Raw genomic sequence first — 19492 nt, forward strand, 5'->3', positions numbered from 1 at the left:
GATGAATTTTGCTTACAAAAGTCTGATACTTATCTTTTTGATCCTGCTCCTTCATTCTGATGGGATTCTTAGCTTTATCTATTGGCCATCATGGCAGGACTTTAAAAAGCATTATATTAATAACGATGGTCGCGTGATCGATTTATCAACCCCTAACAAGATTACTACTTCTGAAGGCCAAAGTTATGCAATGTTTTTTGCCTTGGTTGCCAACGATCGCTTGATGTTTGATAAATTGCTCCACTGGACTGAAAATAATCTGGCTTCGGGAGATTTAAGTGACCAGCTACCTGCTTGGTTATGGGGAAAAAACCATCAACAACAATGGGCCGTTCTAGACCATAACTCAGCGTCTGACTCAGACCTGTTGATAGCTTATGATTTGCTTGAGGCAGGACGCTTGTGGAAAATTAAGCGCTATGAAAAGCTTGGAACCGAATTACTTGATCGTATTTTAAATGAGGAAGTAGTGAATATTCCAGGCTTGGGTAGCATGTTATTACCAGGAAAAACCGGTTTTATTCATGGTGATAATTGGCGTCTTAATCCGAGCTATTTACCTCCCCAACTTCTGGCTAGATTTATCACTGTAAATACCCATTGGAAGGAGATAGAACAAAACAGCCTCCGCTTACTGGTAGACTCATCACCAAAGGGACTCTCGCCTGACTGGATTATTTGGAATAAAGAAGCAGGTTGGCAGCCTGATCATGAACACCCCAACCTGGGCAGCTACAACGCGATACGTGTTTATTTATGGATTGGCATGCTTGCCAAGGATCTGGGTTATAAAGAGGAGCTGGTTAAGCATTTCCAAACCATAACAACCATCACGCAACGGCTGGGTACGCCCCCAGAAAAAATAAACACGGTAACGGGGCGGTACACTGGGAAGGGACCTGTGGGATTCTCAGCTGCCTTATTACCACTCATGGCCAATAACCCTGGGCTACAAGAGCAACGTCAACGAGTTGATAACTCATCAATAATTTCGGATGGATATTATAATTCAGTGCTCCGACTTTTTGGTCAAGGATGGGATCAACAGCATTATCGTTTTGATCCTCACGGTGAACTCTTGCCGGAGTGGAACTAATTATCACATGCTAAACGTAATCAAATTGAAGCAGCCTTATTTCTCTGCCAGGAAAATTAATCAGCTCATATTTCATGGCTAAGGAATTTAAGGAGGCAAGGTTTTATAAGTAGACGGTGATAGTGGCATCCTTGAGCCTACTTATTGATACTTGGCTTGCTTTCAAAAACAAATGATTGGTACCTATCAGTTAGAGTAGACTTACTAATAATAATTGGCTGTTCCATAAACTGACTCCAAAATAGAACTATAATTAAATAACAATGCAATTATTAGTCTAGTCTCTGATATTGTTGGGTTTTGGGGACACTTTATGAATTTCATATGGTCATACTTACCCTCATTATTATGCTCTGGTTGTGATCAGGGTAATTGGCCATTGACACTCTATTATTTTGGGTAAAGTCAATTGCTCCAGTTGAAGCCTAAGCCAAGTATCAATCAACGACAGGCCTGTTTCTTTCATTAAAGTATTGACCGACGACCACGTTGAAAAATAGGCAATCAATTCTTCTTTGCTTAGATATTTTTTGATGTTAAATGAGGGTGTTTTTAATTTTGAAAACGGAATGGAAATATCTTGGTATTGACTATCAATATACTTACGCTCAGGAGCCCAGTACGGTGCCGTTATCTCGGTGTAGAATGTATTTATGATTTGATTGAGTTCACTGTTATTTGTTTGTACTAAACCATAACACCATATGGCCAAAATGCCCCTTGGTTTCAGCACTCGCTCAACCTCTTTGTTAAACTGAGCATGATCAAACCAATGTAAAGCCTGTGCGACAGTAATTAGATCAACGCTCCTATTGGAAAGATCTGTATGCTCTGCAGTTGTCTGCTGATAAATAATTTTGGGGTGATGACTAGCATGAGCTAGTTGAGAGGCATTCACATCAGTAGCTATAACCTGATCAAACCTATCAGCTAGAGCAAGAGCAACTTGTCCAGTGCCTGTGCCACAATCCCATAGACATTTATGCTCATGGCATTGCTTTACAATCCACTCGAGCATTTCTCTAGGATAATTCGGGCGAAATTGTGCGTATAATGCTGCCTGCTGGGTAAATAAATCATGTTTTTCATTCATCGGAGTCTAATTGTAGAAATTTTTATAAAAGTATAGCAGCTTAATATTTCTTGCGATCTATAAGTTTTTTGCTGAGCAATATTTTAGTTGTTTTTTGGGACAAAATAAAATTAACTTTATATACTCTATTTCTACATTAGAACTCCATCTTATAATTGATAACCTAGCTGAAATAACAAGCTTTCCCATGAGGTAGCGATGGAATAAATACATTACTGGTATTTACAAAGTCTATATGACCAATTATGATGCACGCGTTTATTGCAACAGGAAAAGTCATGCAAGAGAAATTCGATTTTTTTTATCGATTACCCGATGGTATTAAAAGCGAAGTCACTCGTTTTTTACCAACTAAAGATTTCATAAACCTTACTATGAGCTCACAATCCAATTATCAGTTGTTTAAGACAAGTCAACAATTAAAACCATTATATAAGGCCAGAAAATTTCTTCATTATGTTGTTCGTGGGAACCATGAAGCAGTAGCAACGATGCTTGAAATGGATCCCGGATTAATGTCTATCAGAGGGCAAGTATGTGATTTATCAGGCCGAACATTTACCGATACTAGTGGTTTTGAGTATTGTATGTGGGCTTTAGATAAGCATATGTGGAAGACGATGCTTGATTCTTTAGCTAAAACAATAGAAGGTGAACAAATAAAGGATGTACTACAGACACAATATCAAAAGATAAAGAAACACGGTTTGACCTATATACTTCTCGATATAACCAAACACTCTATGCCTGAAACGATAACTGAAAAGCACTTTGATTTTGAAGGCACTATCATTAAACAACTACAGGAATCTGTTGATATAGGGGCTGATAATCAATGGCGAACTGGTGTCGGCGGTGCTCAACGATTATTGCCTAGTCATGTTGTTGATGAATACTGTAGTGATACGTTTTTTTATCCGGTACCTGATTTTAAAGTACAATTTACATCGCAAAAAGATTTTTTAAATTGGCTTACCGGCAAGAAAGAATCTTGGTTCAGTCCCGTTTCTAAACTGGGTGAGGATTTTGCTATATTTAAAGGCAGCCAGGGTTTTCGGGGGCTGCGGGGTGTAGCTGCTTGCTGCAAGTTTGCCAGCGCGATTGATTTAAATGCCATAGTGGCGTTGTATAAAGTCAGAACAAGTGATTTTCTTGCCCTTGAAGATAATCTCAAGCCGTGTAACCTGTCTGAAAATCAGTACCATTACGGATCTATCCATAAAACTGTGTAAACAGCCTAGTTACTATAAGATTTGCAGCATGATTACGTAACAGATGAACTAGGGTTAATATTTATTCATGAACAATTTGGTCTATACAGCGGGGTTAAAATACAGAAACGAGGGGCTAAATGAACTTACGTTTGAATCGCATGAGATCTAGAGAAAAATGCCTGTTGTACTTTAAATAGGATATCTTAAGTTTCTGGATTATCCCTTGTCCAGCATAGCTTATATCAGAATGTAATTCGGCATTTGCCTCGTTTCTGTAAATCAATCCGATTTTTCAGGACAAAGGTGACGTTACTGCAAGCAAATTTTAATTCAGCACAATGTCTTCTCAATTAATGTAAAAAGGTGTAAACCGAGCTATACGAGAGTATCCACCCTGTGATGTCACTGTGAGTCGTCAGGCTCAAAAAACACAAGAATGGCAAATGGAGTATTTTTGGAAATTAGATCGGTTAGGAGATCAGTCGTTTTTAAGCCCTGGAAAAATCAAACGACAAGATACTTGAGATAGCTGGTTGTTGCAGAGCTAATGCCAATAATCGATCTATTCCCAAAGCAACACCACTGCAATAAGGCAGGCCCTGTTCCAAAGCCCGTAAAAGATACTGATCTGCTGTAACAGGAGCTAGTCCTTGCTGTTTTCTAAGTTGTAGATCTTGAGCAAAACGTTTAGCTTGCACCTCAACTTCAGTTAACTCATGAAAACCGTTAGCTAACTCTACTCCCTGGTAATAAACCTCAAAACGCTCTGCAACACCTCCACTGATTTTTGCGAGTGAAGCCTGTGAAGGAGGGAAATTATAAACGGCGACAGGAGCACGTTTCTTTCCCAGGAAAGGCTCCACTACATGACTCATTAATAAAAATAAATATTGGTCTTTATCCTGCTCTTGAGCAGATAAAATGTTGTCTAGGTTATATTGAACCAATACTTGCTGTAACTGTTCTACACTGACAGTAAAGGGTTCAACATCACATGACTCAAGAAAAACCTCTTGGTAGGTTTTTCTAAGCATAGGTTCAGCCTGGATAATCGTTTGTAAAAAGAAATCTACTTCATCCATCAAGGCATGATGATCAATATCCAATTGATACCACTCTAATAAAGTAAACTCAGGATTATGCCATCGCCCCAACTCATCATCGCGAAAGACACGTGCCAGCTGAAAAATAGGACCAGATCCTGCAGCAAGAAGACGTTTCATGTGATATTCAGGAGAGGTTTGTAAATAATACGCCTTATCCCTGAAAGTAGCTTTGATATTACTCAGATAGACATCGGTTACCCCATGCTTGGCCATAACAGGTGTTTCCACTTCTAAATAAGCACGTTGTGTAAAAAATTCGCGAATCGATGCCAAAAACTGTGCACGAAGACGTAACAATTCTATAGATGCAGATGGCTGCCAGGAGAGATCAGACATGATTAATAAAAAATTCCTAACTCAAGACGTGCTGCCTCTGTCATTCTCTCTTGCGTCCAAGGTGGTTCCCATACCAATTCAACGGTACAATCACTGACCCCTTCTACTTCATTTACCGCCCGCTCCACGGTACCAGGAAAGGTTTGAGCCACCGGACAGCCTGGTGTAGTCAGCGTCATCAGGATGTGTACATGTCCTTCATCATCAATTGCAACATCATAAATCAAACCCAAATCATAAATATTGACTGGAATTTCCGGATCATACACGCCTTTAAGCGCTACAATGACACTCTCTTTCAATAATTCTTTATCCTGCTTTCTCTTAAAGCCAAACATGAAGCCCCCTACGGATAACTATTCCGTTTTTACTACAGCGGTATCTTTATTTAAAGCCGCCTCCAAAGTATGCCAAGCTAAAGTGGCGCATTTGACTCGAGCTGGAAAAGCTTTAACTCCTGCAAGAACGGCCAATTTATCCATAGAGCTTAGTTGAGTTTCCTCATCCAAAGTCAGCATATGATGAAAACGATGAAACAATTCATGTGCCTGTTCTACTGTTTTACCGTTTAAGGCATCAGTCATCAATGAAGCCGAAGCTTGGGAAATGGCACAACCACATCCTACAAAACTTAAATCCACAATCAAGCCTTCATTTAGCTTGGCATAAACGGTTAACTTATCGCCACAAAGGGGATTAAAGCCATTAGCCTGTGTCGTCGCACCATCCATAGCGTGATGATTACGGGGATTGCGATTATGATCAATAATGATTTCCTGGTAAAGCTCACGTAATTCAGCACTCATGCAAAAACCTCTTTTACTCGTTTCAATGCTGCTACACACCGATCTATTTCTTCTTGAGTATTATAAAAGGATAATGAAATTCTTGATGTAGCGGCAACCTCATATAAATCCATCAATGGCATGGCACAGTGATGCCCGCTGCGTATGGCTATACCTTCGCTATCAAGAATAGTTCCTATATCATGGGGATGGATTTTTCCATGGACAAAAGAAATAATAGGTACTTTATGCTGGGCCGTACCAATAATATTAAACCCCTTTATCGATTCAACAGAGGCAGTCGCATAATTTAATAAATGAGTTTCATAAGCGGCAATCGCTTCCAAGTCCAAAGACTCCAAATAATCAATAGCGGCCCCTAAACCAATAGCGCCAGCAATATTTGGAGTACCTGCTTCGAATTTTTGGGGAAGAGAAGCATACTCAGTGGTTTCAAAAGTGACGTAATTGATCATCTCTCCCCCACCCTGATAAGGAGACATATTTTCCAGAAGTTCTTCTTTACCCCATAAAACACCTATGCCCGTAGGGCCATACATCTTATGTCCTGAAAAGGCATAGAAATCACAACCTAAACTTTGGACGTCTATGGGTAAATGAGCTGTTGCCTGTGCTCCATCAAGTAACACCTCAGCACCATGGGCATGGGCCATCTCAATCATTTTTTTAACGGGGTTGATGGTACCTAAAGCATTAGAAGCATAATTAATTGCTACAAACCTGGTTTTTTCATTTAATTTTTTTTCAAATTCATCAAGCAAAATTTCGCCGCTCAAGGAAATTGGTGCCACTTGCAACCTGGCTCCCGTTTGTTTACATACCATTTGCCAGGGAACAATATTGGAATGGTGTTCCATGTAGGTAATTAATATCTCTTCGTCAGGCAAAATACGCGGAGCAACAAAACTCTGCGCTACCAGATTAATCGCTTCTGTAGTACCACGCACAAAGACACATTCACGTACTGATTTCGCATTAATGAAGCGTTTAACCTTGGCTCTGGCTTCTTCATAGCGCTCAGTGGCTCTGACGCTTAAAGCATGGACTCCGCGATGAACATTCGCATTAATATGCTCATAATAATCCGTCATAGCCTGAATTACGGTTATAGGCTTTTGAGTAGTCGCTGCATTATCAAAATAAATTAAATCATACTCGTTGATCTTTTGATTTAAAATCGGAAACTCTTTACGAATTGCCTTAATTTCAAATGGTGAAAGTATTGAAGCATTTGTACTCATTTGCTTACTCCAACTGTTGAGTTAATAAATTACCCATCCAATCAGCTAACTCACGATTGGGAATAAGCCTTAAATTATCCTGGGCAAATGCATGAATTAAATAATGTGACGCTTCTAACCTGCCAATCCCTCGCGTTGCCAAATAAAATAAAGCCTCTTCATCTAATTGCCCCACTGTTGCACCATGAGAACAAAGTACATCGTCAGCGAAAATTTCTAATTGTGGTTTGGTGTCGATTTCAGCATTGGCTGAAAGTAACAAATTCTTATTTTGCTGTTTGGCATTGGTATGTTGTGCATCTTTTGCCACAATGACCTTACCATTAAATACTGCACGTGAACGACCCGTTAAAATACCTTTATAATCTTGTTCGCTGGAACAATCAGGTACCAAATGGTGCACGGTCGTATGATGATCTACATGCTGCCCTTCTGCTGGGGCATAAATTCCATTCATAAGGCAATGAGCATGCTCTTCTTGCAAATACATGCTGATATCACTTCGTACCAGTTTACCACCCAAACTTAATGAATGACTGGCAAATTGGCTATGGGCTAATTGCTTAACTGACAAATGACCAAGATGGTAGGCAGTTTTACTCTCATTTTGAATTTTATAATGAGTAAGTTGCACTTTTTCTCCTACGAAAATTTCCGTAACGGTATTCGTCAGGTAACAACAATCTGTTTCACCACGATACTCTTCAACAACAGTAGCCCGACTCTGCTTTTCCGCAATAATTAAATGCCGCAAATGAACCGCTTGGTTGGTTTGATCCTGAACATGAGCTAAAGCAATGGGTTCATCAATGCAAACCCCTGCGGGTATGTATAAAAACAAACCGCAATGAATCATGGCCGTGTTTAAAAAATGAAAGCCATGTTCCTGTTGCAAAATAGTTCCAAGATAAGGCTTAATCAGATCCGCATGATCAACTAAAGCTGCAGATAAGGGAAGAATCAAGACACCTTCAGGTAACTTCTCAACCAACTCTTTTTCCCCAAACATTAGGCCATTGTGTATTGATAATTGGTGTTGGAGCGGCAAATCAGAATTTTTTAAAGCATTAGGATTTACCACGGGCGGTTGTGGTGCAAAATGCTGCTTTAACAAAGCGTCAACATGGGTATACTTCCACTCCTCATCATGTCGGGTAGGAAAACCATGTCGATCTAATTCAGCTGACGCCTTAGATTGTAATTGAGCAAGCCAGTCATGGGATGACAACCCTTTTTTTGCCTGCTGTTGATAAAACTCTAAAATCTCGCTCATCACTGCTCCGTTTCTTCAAGCCAGCTGTAACCTTTTTTCTCCAGTTCAAGCGCTAAAGACTTATCACCAGACATGATGATACGGCCATTCACCAGGACATGAATAAAATCAGGTTCAATATAATCGAGTAAGCGCTGGTAGTGAGTCACTAAAATAATTGCTCGCTCAGGTGAGCGCATGGCATTGACACCATGAGAAATAACCCGCAGGGCATCTATATCCAAACCAGAATCTGTTTCATCAAGAACAGCTAATTTAGGCTCTAAAGCTACCATTTGTAAAATTTCATTGCGTTTCTTTTCACCACCTGAAAAACCTTCATTAATACTGCGATACAAGAAGCTTTCATCCATATCCAGCAACTGGCATTTTTCACGAATAAAACTCAAAAATTCTATTGCATCAAGAGTGTTTTTTCCCTGACCTTTACGAACTGCGTTAACAGACGCTTTAAGGAAATTGATATTTGTCACTCCCGGAATTTCAACAGGGTACTGGAACGACATAAAAATACCCGCTCGAGCTCGCTCTTCAGGTGCCAAAGGTAATAAATCAGTACCTAAATAACTAATTTCTCCGCCAGTCACGTGATATGAAGGATGGCCAGCCAGCACTTTAGACAAAGTACTCTTTCCTGAACCGTTCGGTCCCATAATGGCATGAACTTCACCTGCATTAACATGAAGATTAATGCCTTTTAAAATCGACTGTGCATTGATTGCAACATTTAACTCATTAATTTTTAACATATTAGCCTACTGCCCCTTCTAAACTTATACCCAACAATTTAGTGGCTTCCACCGCAAATTCCATGGGTAACTCTTTTAATACTTGCTTACAAAACCCATTTACAATCATCGATACCGCATCTTCGGTATCAATGCCACGTTGCTGACAATAAAACAACTGCTCCTCGCTGATTTTTGAGGTGGTCGCCTCATGTTCTACCTGAGCCGTTGGATTCTTAACTTCTATATAAGGAAAGGTATGTGCTGAACACAAACTGCCCATCAGCATCGAGTCACATTGAGTATAATTACGTGCATTAGTAGCAGTCGGTGCAATACGGACCAAGCCACGGTAGGCATTATGAGCATGACCGGCACTAATTCCCTTGGAAATGATTGTCGAGCGTGTATTTTTTCCAATATGGATCATCTTGGTACCTGTATCAGCCTGTTGATAATTATTGGTTAATGCCACGGAATAAAATTCCCCCACCGAATCATCACCCTGTAAGATGACACTGGGGTATTTCCAGGTAATCGCAGAGCCAGTCTCAATTTGCGTCCAGGAAATTTTTGAACGCTTCCCTCGGCAAGCCCCTCGTTTCGTCACAAAATTATAAATACCACCTTTACCCTCTTTATCACCAGGGTACCAATTTTGTACTGTGGAATATTTAATTTGTGCTCCATCCAAAGCAACTAATTCAACCACAGCAGCATGTAACTGATTTTCATCACGCATAGGAGCGGTGCACCCTTCCAGATACGAAACATAACTATCAGCATCGGCAATAATAAGGGTCCGTTCAAACTGCCCCGTAGAAGCTGCATTAATACGGAAATAGGTAGATAATTCCATTGGGCAACGCACTCCCTTTGGAATATAAACAAAAGAACCATCACTAAAGACAGCTGAATTTAAAGCCGCATAAAAATTATCTCTGTAAGGTACGACTGACCCCAGGTATTGCATTAATAGCTCAGGATGCTCGTGTACTGCTTCAGAGAATGGACAAAAAATAACTCCTTTTTCAGCGAGTTTTGCCTTAAAAGTAGTTGCGACAGAAACACTATCAAACACCGCGTCTACAGCCACCCCAGCCAGCATTTCCTGCTCCCTGAGAGGGATACCTAATTTCGCATAGGTTTTGAGTAATTCCGGATCTACTTCATCAAGACTTTTTGGAGCATCTTTCTTGCTTTTGGGTGCGGAATAATAAGATAAAGCTTGATAATCAACTGGAGGATAATGCACGCTAGACCATTCTGGATGAGGCATGGTTAACCAATGTCGAAATGCTTTTAGACGCCATTCCAATAAAAACTCAGGCTCACCTTTAATGGCTGACAAACGTCGAATTACGTCCTCATCCAATCCAGGTGGGAACGTATCCACTTCGATATCAGTTATAAACCCATGCTGGTATTCTCTATCGAGCAGAGAATTAATGTGCTCACTACTTTTAGCCACGATTTACTCCACTTGCTAATTGCCGGACGCGATTGATATCCCGCGCCTGAAGCGTTGGTTTTGCCAATGCATCCAAACTCACACTGTCCAATGCAGTCTCTATTGCCTGGCTTATTAATCGCCAATTGCCCTGAATAGTACATACTTCCTGTAAAGAGCAATCATTAGGTTGCAGGCTGCATTCAGTAAAACCACGATGCTCTTCCAAAGCATAAATAATTTGAGATACTGATATTTCAGTTGCGGACCTTTGTAGCCTATAACCTCCGGTCACACCGCGCACTGAAGTCAAGAGACCAGCGACTGTTAAGCGCTTTAAGATTTTACTTACTGTAGGTACAGCTAAATGAGTATGTAAGGCAATATCACGCGCATTACATAATTCTTGCGCATGCTTGGCAAGATAAACCATGACAACTGTTCCATAATCGGCCAATTTGCTAATGCGCAGCATAACACCCCCATTTCAAATAATCTAGTACCATATCAGTCTTAATTAAAGATAAATCCCACCTCAATCGGGCTTTGGTTTGACTTCTCTTTACCACAAGTCCGGTGAGTCGCAAGGCTTCGAAAGACCCGCTGTGACGGATCCTGGTCTGCGCCATCGCCAAGCTTATTGACTTGATTGAATGAAGCCACCTGCAATCTCTGCTTCCCAATATAAAGCACTTACTGGTAAACTTTAGCTCTATAGTATAAATATAGTACTAATTTGGTTCTATATGCGACAAAAAGCGAATAATACCTTATTGTAAAGGAACTATGCAATTAAAAGATTTTTTTCATCTTGCTAAAGGTTCAAAAACACCTAAGAATAGAGAACATAATCATTTGTCTTAAGGAGGAAGGATGTCCCATCATGACAAAGAGCTCAGTGAGCTCATGCAATCAGTAGCTGAAAAAAGCTTACAAATCATTGCTGACTTGAAGAAAAAACCTGCCCAGCTTCCAATTCTGTTGGACCAGTTTATTGAGCTGACCGAACATTTTCAGAGTATGATTACGGTTATTTTAAAAAATCCGGAAAGAGTAGTAAAAATGCAGGTATCTTATTGGGAAGATGCCGTAAACCTGGCCCAGTCAATGTTTAACTCCTGGCTTGAGGGCAAGCCGATGCCTATTAACGACTCTCGTTTTAATGGCGATGATTGGCTCCACAATCCTTTTTTCAATCTGTTAAGCCAACAATATCTGTTAGCTAGTGAACACTTGAACTCCTTATTGGAAACCATGGAATATAGTGATAAGAGCTCAGCAAAACGCCTGCGGTTTTTTACTAAACAATATCTTGATGCCTTATCACCCTCCAATTTCCTCCATACTAATCCGCAAATTATAGCGGAGACCCTGGAAAGTAGCGGGAAAAATTTACTCCAGGGGCTTCATAACTTACTATCTGACCTGGAAGCAGATTCTGCCCGTCTAACAATTAGAATGTCAGACAATAATGCTTTTAAACTGGGTGAAAATATTGCAGCCACCCCTGGGAAAGTAATATTTCGCAGTGAGATGATGGAGTTAATCCAGTACACACCACAAACGACAAAAGTATGTTCAGTTCCTCTACTCTTGATTCCGCCATGGATTAACAAATATTATATTTTAGACTTAAGCCCTCATAATTCTTTAATTCGTTGGTTGGTCGCTCAGGGTATTACGGTGTTTATTATCTCCTGGGTAAATCCAGATTCACGTTTTGCTAAAAAAAGCTTATTTGATTACTTACAAGAAGGACCCAGGACTGCGATTGCAACCATCAAGAAACAGTTACATGTTAAAGATGTGAACACTTTGGGATTTTGTATCGGTGGAACCTTGCTTACAACTCTCCTGGCTTATAACAAAGCCCATAATGACAAATCTATTCGCAGTGCTACTTTTTTAGCATCGATGATTGATTTTAGCGATCCTGGCGACATTTCCGTTTTTATTGATGAGCAACAAATTAAAAAGCTGGAAGAGAAAATGGAGTCTAAAGGGTATCTTGCTGGAAAATTTATGGCCTCGAGTTTTAATTCATTAAGGGCGAATGATTTGATTTGGTCCTTTTTTATAAAAAATTATCTACGTGGCAAAAATCCAGTACCTTTTGATATCTTATTTTGGAATGCTGATTCAACCAATATGCCAGCCACGATGCACTCCCAATATTTAAGGTGGATGTACTTACATAACGATCTGGTAAAAGCAGGCAAAATTTGTCTCAATGATACCCCGATAGATGTTAGAACTATTGATAATCCTACGTTTTTCCTTTCCACTGAAAAAGATCATATAGCTCCTTGGAAAACTACATATATTGGTTTTCAGCTGATGAACGGCCCAAAACGTTTTGTTCTGGGTGGTTCGGGACATATTGCCGGGATTATTAATTCACCCCATGCAATAAAGTACGGTTACCGTACCAATTCCAGCACTACAGCCAGTCCTGAAGAATGGCTGGAACAATCAGTGGTCAATCCCGGTTCCTGGTGGCCGGAATGGTTTAAATGGCTTAAAACCCATTCTGGAAAATCCATACCAGCCCCAGAGCTCGACCAATTGCCTTATGCGCCTTTAATGGATGCACCAGGCAGTTATGTACTTAAAAGTAGTGAGCACGCAATCAGCACTACACAGCAGAAAGATGAAGCTTGATACGAAAGTCGGGTCATAGCCCGACTAATACTAACTGCCATCCAGGTATTAGTGCTTTACTTAAAATTTCTGCCACAAAGCGAGGCCTATCAACGTGACAATTAGTCTAAATTGAGAAAATTAAGACAAGACTTCATTTACACAAAGTACGAATTTTTTCAATCAACTCTCTATTTTTACCTAAATCTGAGTACCCAATAGTCGCACTGGAGCTTACCGCTCCATCATTCTGAATGCATAACCAATCGACAAAATGAAAGACCTTACTTGGTCTATAAGCAATAATTTGGGACGCATCGCTAGTTTTAATAATCACTTCAGGTATTTTCGATTCAATACAAGAAGATAACTGAGCCAAAGACTGAGCTTTTAACGGTGCGATGTAATGGGTATCAGTCATTTCCACCTTACTGCTAACCCAATTAGGTTTTCCCTCTGGTAAATGTCCGTCAATCAAACCCTCAGGCATTCCTCTGTAATTAATTTGGGGAAATAAATACATGATTGTCACTACCATCCCTAGTATTATGAGACTGATGATTAATAATTTCATTTAAGTTTTTCCAATAGTTTTTCTGTAATTAATAGGGTCTGTTGACAATTCACCTAGCGCCTACGTGCCACGGCTTGTCCAACAAGCATAATCGATTTGACCTGAGAATAAAACATTGATTCTGCTTCCCGGGTAAATGGGATTTGGTAATCCATTTTACCCGCTGTCGCCTGACCCTGTTATTTGTTTTCTTAACAAAATTATTATCGGTTATACTCATTCACTGATTGTTTTGCAAGATTACTTGCGACTCCTTAATGGCTGTAATAAAGTGTGTGGGATGATTTCTAAACCTAACCTCTATATTAAAATAACTTGCTTGATTTTTGCATTTATTGCATTAATTTCATGCGCATTGGCGTTCCAAAAATATTCGCTCGAAATTGTTGATTGGATCAATAAACTTGGGTGGCTTGCGCCAGTACTTTTCTTAATTCTTTACTGTTTGGCAAGTTTAATGTTCTTACCAACCATGGTACTCACTCTCGCTGGTGGGGCAATTTTTGGTCCTGTCATTGGCACAATACTTAATTTGGTTGGTGCAACCTTTGGCGCTGCTTTTTCCTTTTTAATCACACGCCACCTCATTTATGACTGGTTTTCTAAAAAACGAGGAGAAAGGCTTAATAAATTAATTGCTGGTGTGGATCAAAAAGGGTGGATGTTTGTTGCTGTCTTGCGGTTATTTCTTATTGTCCCTTTTAATCTAGTAAATTACGGTTTGGGAGTAACGGGAATAAAATTTCGTCTTTATATAATCACTACTTTTATTTTTCTTATTCCAGCAGAAATTATTTATACCTATTTTGGTTACGCTGGCATGGACGCTCTATCAAGGCCAGATCACTTTTACAGAAATGGAGGCATTATCCTCTCTGGATTAGGCATTCTGTTTCTTTGTGTTATTAAACTTGTTAACAGAAAATAAACAAAAGCATCCTTATATCTGCTCCAGCCAAACAGCTAATTGCCCAAGCAGTGGGTGAGTCAAATTAAAAACAAAATTATCTAAAGAGCGCACCGAACGAATCCCCTGCAGGGAATTAGTTACAAATACCGCATCCGCTTCCTCAATCATTTTTTTGGTAACAGGAAGTTCAAGACAAGAAATCTGATAATGCAGCCCAATTGAAAGAATACGTGATCGAGTAATACCCGGCAAAACGCCATCACCTAAAGAGGGGGTTAACAAAGTATTATCTTTAATCAAAAAAAGATTGGCGCAGGTAGTTTCAGTGGCATGATGAAGCATATTAAAAAACAAAGCATCGTCAGCCCCAAGAGTAAGAGCGTGTCGTCGAGCAATTATCGCCTCCAAATAATTGACCGACTTTAATTGATAAACGGGATTAGCGCCATCCCTTAACCAAGAAGCGCTCACTAGACGCATGGGGTGTTTATGCACAACATAATTAAATGTTTGAAGCATCAGTTGGCTGACCTGTCCTTGCTCCGCCAAGCCTCTGGGAGCAGTACCCCCACTTAAAATCACCTTGATCCCGCCATGATACAAATTATCTCGTTTAATCTGCGCGATCAAATGATCCTGCCAATCATCAAATGAAAGATCGAAGGGAATAGCCAAGTTTCGCGCCGCATTACCCAGCCTTTGCCAATGTAAATAAGCAAAACAAGGTTTGGAACTATCCACTTTAAGGGTTTCAAACAAACCTTCCCCAAGATGAATACGATCATCAATTGCAAATGCGGGACTATTATCACCTTTGTCTACTAATACTCTTGTGTGCATCATGCGCTCAGCTAATAGTCAACAAAATCATCAAGTTCATCCCGTAATCTTCTTTCTTCCAACATGTTTTCAAGGCGTCTTCTGGCATCCAGATTGCCTTTAGGTGTTTCTGTGATTTCCGTATCAACTTCGACTTCTTCAAAATCATCTTCTATTTCAATTGCTTCTTCTTCATCTTCTTCAAATAATTCACTCATATCATTCTCTCAGAGAGTTTAACACCGTTTGGTTAAATCGCTTTTATCAGGAATCATAAACCTGGACGGCTATATACCGTATTTTTTTTTTTTTGCCTAGCATTTTTTACTTTTTTTTAAACAAGATCCAGTTAAAGGGGTTGTTTGACCCTCAAGTTCCTGTCAATTAGCATTGATACTTGAACTTTGGTAATAAACAACGAATAATCTAGCTTGAGAATAAAAAAACAGAAATGATATGTCTGACCAATTTAAAATTGCCATGAGAAATACCATTAAACAAGTACGTTCAAAAGTATCCACCTCATATCGCACTACATCATCTAATCAGATCTGTAATCGAATCCAAACTTTGGAGCAGTATAGACGTGCCAAAAATATTGCACTCTACTTTGCTATAAACGGTGAAATAGAACTGGATTCTTTATGGAACAGTGCCCCATTACAAGGAAAGTTTTGTTATTTCCCTGCCTTAAATGATAATTTGACCCTTTCATTTTTGCCGGCGACCCCTGCCACCCCATTTAAAAGTAATCGCTATGGAATACCCGAACCGGATGTAAGTTTTGATTCAGCTATAGACATTGAGACAATAGATCTGATGATTCTTCCTCTGGTTGCTTTTGATATGCGTTGTACGCGTCTGGGAATGGGGGCCGGCTACTATGACCGCTCGTTGGAAAAGATACAGCCGAAAAATCTTTTCGGGGTAGCATTTCAATTTCAACAGGTGGATTTTATCGATGCTCAACCTTGGGACATTCCTCTTGATGCGGTAGTAACCCAAAAGGCTATCTATTGGCGCAATCCACCAGAAGAGGTATGTTGATAAGAACCCGACATAAGCCGTTTAATGAGGCTATTTTGTTAACCAATGAGATTCAATACTTATATGGCATCTACTCCAATTTCCCCTGTGCGTATGCGAACCACTTGCTGCAATTCATAGACAAATATTTTGCCATCACCAATTTTTCCGGTGTATGCAGACTTACAAATCGCTTCGATAGCTGCATCAACCATATTATCAGGTAGCGCGAGTTCAATTTTAATTTTAGGAAGAAAATCAACCACATACTCAGCTCCTCTATAGAGTTCAGTATGTCCTTTTTGACGGCCAAAGCCACGTGTTTCTGAAATGGTTATTCCTGGAACACCTATTTCCATTAATGCTTCATGTACGTCATCAAGCTTAAATGGCTTAATGATTGCGGTAACCATTTTCATATTCTGTCCGTTTATTTGCGTTGTAATTTCTGTAAGATTACTTTTATACACAGATTTGTCAATGCCAGGGTATAGTCCTTATCTGACAGTTTTGATAGACTGTCAGCAACTACAAACACGGAGTAATTATGTTCGATCCAAAACAATTTGACGACTTAGCTAAAAAGCTTTTCACAACGCTCCCTGCAAGTCTACAAAATATTGAAAAAGACATTCAACATAAATTTAAAGAAGTTCTACAATCTACGTTCACACGTATGGATTTAGTTACCCGTGAAGAGTTTGATGTGCAGTGTAAAGTTTTGGCGCGTACTCGGGAAAAACTGGAACATTTGCAACTGCAGATTGATGAATTGATAACACATCAAGAAGATAAGAACTAAGAACAATTTAAGGATGATTGCCATTGCACTGAAATAAATAGTAGGTGCGCATTGCATGACAATCTCCTAAGCGCGGTAAGTAATGGCTGAACATTACTTACCCTGCTCTAGTCGCTCAGAGGAAAATGAGTTGACAAACCAGTCCAACGATACAGGAAGAATAAACATGAATCTTGCATTTACCAAAACACGGAGCACCGTAGGTATCATGGCACAATCAGTGTCTGTAGAAGTCCATTTATCCAATGGTTTACCAGGTTTTACTATGGTGGGTCTTGCTGAAACCGCAGTTAAAGAAAGCAAGGATAGAGTTCGTAGCGCCATCATTAACAGCCAATTCGAATTTCCCTGCCGCAGAATTACCGTTAATCTGGGTCCGGCTGATTTGCCCAAAACAGGTAGTGGTTTTGACCTGCCAATAGCATTGGGAATCCTTGCTGCATCAGATCAAATACCCCAAAAAAGTCTGATAGGTCACGAATTTATTGGCGAATTAGCCTTGAGTGGTGAACTGAGAGCCGTTTCAGCCATAATCCCTGTCGTCTTGGCAGCCCATAGAGACAAGCAGTTGTTAATCATTGCAAACGCCAACGCAAATGAAGCCTCTTTAGCAGGATATCAAGGAGTTTATACGGCTAATAACCTACGAGAAGTCTGTGCTTATCTTAGCCAGGCAACACCCTTGAATAATTTGCCTCCAAGACCTGAAATAAATACGACTCATCATGAGTTGGATTGGTCTGATATCAAAGGGCAATTTCATGCCAAAAATGCGATGGAGATTGCTGCCTGCGGAGGACATAGCATTTTATTAAGTGGTGCTCCAGGCAGTGGAAAAACAATGCTGGCCCGACGTTTTAGTACTTTGTTGCCAGAGCTATCAGAAACTCAAGCACTCGAATGTGCTGCCATTAATTCAATACGCGGTAAATCACCTGATTTTACCGAATGGCGATTACCACCTTTTCGCGCCCCCCATCATACTGCGTCACCCATGTCTTTAGTTGGTGGTGGAAATCCGCCCAAACCCGGCGAAATATCGCTAGCACATCATGGCGTATTATTTCTGGATGAATTACCAGAATTTAACAGACAAGTACTTGAAACACTTCGAGAACCATTAGAGTCGGGACATATTTGCATTTCAAGAGCAGCAGCTCAAACGGAGTTTCCAGCAAAATTCCAATTATTGGCCGCCATGAACCCTTGCCCTTGTGGGCAATGGGGAAATCCACAGGCCAATTGTTTATGTACTCCCGATCGCATCAGTCGTTACCTGACAAAACTTTCTGCCCCTTTATTAGATCGCATTGACATGCACATTACTGTCCAGGCTTTATCCCAACAAGAATTAGTCAAACCCAATACGAATCCTGAGAAGCAAAGTATGTTGATCCGGGATAAGGTAATAACCACACGAAACATCCAATTGAAGCGGCAAAATTGCATCAATGCCAATTTAAGTGCCAAATCCTGTGAGCTTGTTTGTGAATTAGGCTCAGCGGAACAAAATTTTTTAAGTCAGGCATTGAATAAACTAAAACTATCAGCAAGGGGTTACCACCGTTTATTGAAAGTAGCCAGAACTATAGCTGATATGAATAACAGTCAAGTAGTGAGCCTTAATCATTTACAACAGGCATTATCTTTTAAACAAGCCTTGCAATCACCAAAATAGCATTTCTGTAAATGTAGGTTTATCACCTGTTTTTAGACATTAACCCATCAACCTCTCTATGAGATCATATCTCTTATCAGCCAACTATTTTTTCATCAGCAAATAGGCGTCTTAGCAATTGCTGATGAAAAAAGTACGATAAGTCATCGCAAATATTGGCTTGCATTTATACGATATGTATACATATTTATGGACCTGGCAATACTGCTCTTCGGTAGAGATTATTTTTCTTTTTATTCAGTTTCCTTCTTTTCATTCAAAAACAGTGTATAATTAAAGAACAATGAGTTTATTGATTGCCAATATATGCGAATCATCAAATTAATAGCACTCTCTTTTCTAATTACTCTACCCTGGCAACTTGCACTGGCAGATGCAACTACAGCTCAAGCTCTTGTTAAAATAAATATTTGTTACGATGCGGCAGATAAAATAGATCCTGAGTTTGTAAAATGTAGCCTCAAAGAGATTCAGAAGATCCCTAATCCCAAAGGCTACAAATGTCGCATCCTTTCCGATGATAAACGAAAGTCAGCGAACGGCAAGATCCGTATTATTTTTTATACTGCATCGGGTTTTATGACTTATTGTACAGGAACTGCTGGTGATAAACTTATGATTAATTCTTGCGCTAGTGAGCAAGGCAAAGTGGTCACACCAAGTGATGAACTAATCATTGCGCCACCATAAAATTAAGAAT

22 protein-coding genes are annotated in these 19492 nt (G+C 39.8%); 9 read left to right on the forward strand and 13 right to left on the reverse strand.

Translation table 11 applies throughout. The features are described from left to right. Position 1: 1 nt before the first annotated feature. On the forward strand, positions 2 to 1096 hold the full coding sequence (bcsZ, locus tag HRS36_RS15035) for a cellulose synthase complex periplasmic endoglucanase BcsZ (protein ID WP_173237922.1): 1095 nt from the start codon (positions 2 to 4) through the stop codon (positions 1094 to 1096). Positions 1097 to 1442: 346 nt separating this feature from the next. Here the strand turns inward: bcsZ and HRS36_RS15040 are convergent, their stop codons facing one another. Further along, the gene (locus tag HRS36_RS15040; RefSeq protein WP_173237923.1) at positions 1443 to 2189 is read right to left on the reverse strand and encodes a class I SAM-dependent methyltransferase; all 747 of its coding nucleotides are present in this window, start codon (positions 2187 to 2189) and stop codon (positions 1443 to 1445) included. 245 nt (positions 2190 to 2434) lie between these two features. Here HRS36_RS15040 and HRS36_RS15045 point away from each other — a divergent pair, with 245 nt between their 5' ends. Further along, positions 2435 to 3421, forward strand: a complete 987-nt coding sequence (locus HRS36_RS15045; protein ID WP_173237924.1) for an F-box protein — start codon at positions 2435 to 2437, stop codon at positions 3419 to 3421. Positions 3422 to 3810: 389 nt separating this feature from the next. Beyond that, entirely contained in the window at positions 3811 to 3927 is a 117-nt protein-coding gene (locus HRS36_RS19085; RefSeq protein ID WP_197933196.1) for a hypothetical protein, read from the forward strand. Here HRS36_RS19085 and epmA read toward each other — a convergent pair. From epmA to HRS36_RS15090, 8 genes are read right to left on the reverse strand one after another with little or no spacing between them, the layout of a single operon-like run. Continuing rightward, positions 3892 to 4845: an elongation factor P--(R)-beta-lysine ligase gene (gene epmA, locus HRS36_RS15055; protein ID WP_173237925.1), complete on the reverse strand. Its 954-nt coding sequence runs from the start codon at positions 4843 to 4845 to the stop codon at positions 3892 to 3894. The two genes, HRS36_RS19085 and epmA, sit on opposite strands and share 36 nt — an antisense overlap. A gap of 2 nt (positions 4846 to 4847) precedes the next feature. Then, the gene (locus tag HRS36_RS15060; protein WP_173237926.1) at positions 4848 to 5183 is read right to left on the reverse strand and encodes an SUF system Fe-S cluster assembly protein; all 336 of its coding nucleotides are present in this window, start codon (positions 5181 to 5183) and stop codon (positions 4848 to 4850) included. Positions 5184 to 5201: 18 nt separating this feature from the next. Further along, positions 5202 to 5651, reverse strand: coding sequence for a Fe-S cluster assembly sulfur transfer protein SufU (gene sufU / locus HRS36_RS15065; protein WP_173237927.1), 450 nt, complete (start codon positions 5649 to 5651; stop codon positions 5202 to 5204). Further along, on the reverse strand, positions 5648 to 6892 hold the full coding sequence (locus tag HRS36_RS15070) for an aminotransferase class V-fold PLP-dependent enzyme (RefSeq protein WP_173237928.1): 1245 nt from the start codon (positions 6890 to 6892) through the stop codon (positions 5648 to 5650). Before HRS36_RS15070 ends, sufU begins: the two co-directional genes overlap by 4 nt. A 4-nt stretch (positions 6893 to 6896) precedes the next feature. After that, complete coding sequence (sufD, locus tag HRS36_RS15075) at positions 6897 to 8165, reverse strand: Fe-S cluster assembly protein SufD (protein ID WP_173237929.1); 1269 nt, start codon at positions 8163 to 8165, stop codon at positions 6897 to 6899. Further along, the gene (gene sufC, locus HRS36_RS15080) at positions 8165 to 8914 is read right to left on the reverse strand and encodes a Fe-S cluster assembly ATPase SufC (RefSeq protein WP_173237930.1); all 750 of its coding nucleotides are present in this window, start codon (positions 8912 to 8914) and stop codon (positions 8165 to 8167) included. Before sufC ends, sufD begins: the two co-directional genes overlap by 1 nt. 1 nt (position 8915) lies before the next feature. Further along, positions 8916 to 10364: a Fe-S cluster assembly protein SufB gene (gene sufB, locus HRS36_RS15085; RefSeq protein ID WP_173237931.1), complete on the reverse strand. Its 1449-nt coding sequence runs from the start codon at positions 10362 to 10364 to the stop codon at positions 8916 to 8918. Then, positions 10357 to 10818 (reverse strand): SUF system Fe-S cluster assembly regulator, encoded by a 462-nt coding sequence (locus tag HRS36_RS15090; RefSeq protein ID WP_173237932.1) that lies wholly within the window; start codon positions 10816 to 10818, stop codon positions 10357 to 10359. The genes sufB and HRS36_RS15090 overlap by 8 nt, the downstream gene beginning before the upstream one ends. Positions 10819 to 11216: 398 nt before the next feature. Here HRS36_RS15090 and HRS36_RS15095 point away from each other — a divergent pair, with 398 nt between their 5' ends. After that, positions 11217 to 13004, forward strand: a complete 1788-nt coding sequence (locus tag HRS36_RS15095; protein WP_173237933.1) for a PHA/PHB synthase family protein — start codon at positions 11217 to 11219, stop codon at positions 13002 to 13004. Between the two features lie 133 nt (positions 13005 to 13137). On the opposite strand, the gene HRS36_RS15100 is transcribed toward HRS36_RS15095, so the two are convergent. Beyond that, positions 13138 to 13521 (reverse strand): DUF1499 domain-containing protein, encoded by a 384-nt coding sequence (locus HRS36_RS15100; protein WP_226905657.1) that lies wholly within the window; start codon positions 13519 to 13521, stop codon positions 13138 to 13140. Between the two features lie 280 nt (positions 13522 to 13801). On the opposite strand from HRS36_RS15100, the gene HRS36_RS15105 reads away from it, so the two are divergent. Further along, entirely contained in the window at positions 13802 to 14485 is a 684-nt protein-coding gene (locus tag HRS36_RS15105) for a VTT domain-containing protein (protein WP_173238552.1), read from the forward strand. 12 nt (positions 14486 to 14497) lie between these two features. On the opposite strand, the gene HRS36_RS15110 is transcribed toward HRS36_RS15105, so the two are convergent. Next, positions 14498 to 15307: an aminotransferase class IV gene (locus HRS36_RS15110; protein ID WP_173238553.1), complete on the reverse strand. Its 810-nt coding sequence runs from the start codon at positions 15305 to 15307 to the stop codon at positions 14498 to 14500. An 11-nt stretch (positions 15308 to 15318) separates the two neighbouring features. Beyond that, the gene (locus HRS36_RS15115) at positions 15319 to 15504 is read right to left on the reverse strand and encodes a PA3496 family putative envelope integrity protein (protein WP_173237935.1); all 186 of its coding nucleotides are present in this window, start codon (positions 15502 to 15504) and stop codon (positions 15319 to 15321) included. Positions 15505 to 15742: 238 nt separating this feature from the next. Between HRS36_RS15115 and HRS36_RS15120 the strand changes: the two genes are divergently transcribed. Continuing rightward, positions 15743 to 16333, forward strand: coding sequence for a 5-formyltetrahydrofolate cyclo-ligase (locus HRS36_RS15120; protein ID WP_173237936.1), 591 nt, complete (start codon positions 15743 to 15745; stop codon positions 16331 to 16333). Positions 16334 to 16392: 59 nt separating this feature from the next. Here the strand turns inward: HRS36_RS15120 and HRS36_RS15125 are convergent, their stop codons facing one another. Further along, on the reverse strand, positions 16393 to 16731 hold the full coding sequence (locus tag HRS36_RS15125; RefSeq protein WP_173237937.1) for a P-II family nitrogen regulator: 339 nt from the start codon (positions 16729 to 16731) through the stop codon (positions 16393 to 16395). Positions 16732 to 16859: 128 nt separating this feature from the next. Here HRS36_RS15125 and ubiK point away from each other — a divergent pair, with 128 nt between their 5' ends. The 3 genes from ubiK to HRS36_RS15140 all read left to right on the forward strand — a co-directional run bounded on the left by ubiK (position 16860) and on the right by HRS36_RS15140 (position 19482). Next, a complete protein-coding gene (gene ubiK / locus HRS36_RS15130) occupies positions 16860 to 17114 on the forward strand; it encodes a ubiquinone biosynthesis accessory factor UbiK (RefSeq protein ID WP_173237938.1) in 255 nt (84 codons plus the stop codon). Positions 17115 to 17280: 166 nt separating this feature from the next. Then, entirely contained in the window at positions 17281 to 18792 is a 1512-nt protein-coding gene (locus HRS36_RS15135) for a YifB family Mg chelatase-like AAA ATPase (RefSeq protein ID WP_173238554.1), read from the forward strand. Between the two features lie 306 nt (positions 18793 to 19098). After that, the gene (locus HRS36_RS15140; protein ID WP_173237939.1) at positions 19099 to 19482 is read left to right on the forward strand and encodes a hypothetical protein; all 384 of its coding nucleotides are present in this window, start codon (positions 19099 to 19101) and stop codon (positions 19480 to 19482) included. Positions 19483 to 19492 lie beyond the last annotated feature (10 nt).

The sequence above is a fragment of the Legionella antarctica genome, assembly GCF_011764505.1.
GTDB lineage: Bacteria > Pseudomonadota > Gammaproteobacteria > Legionellales > Legionellaceae > Legionella > Legionella antarctica.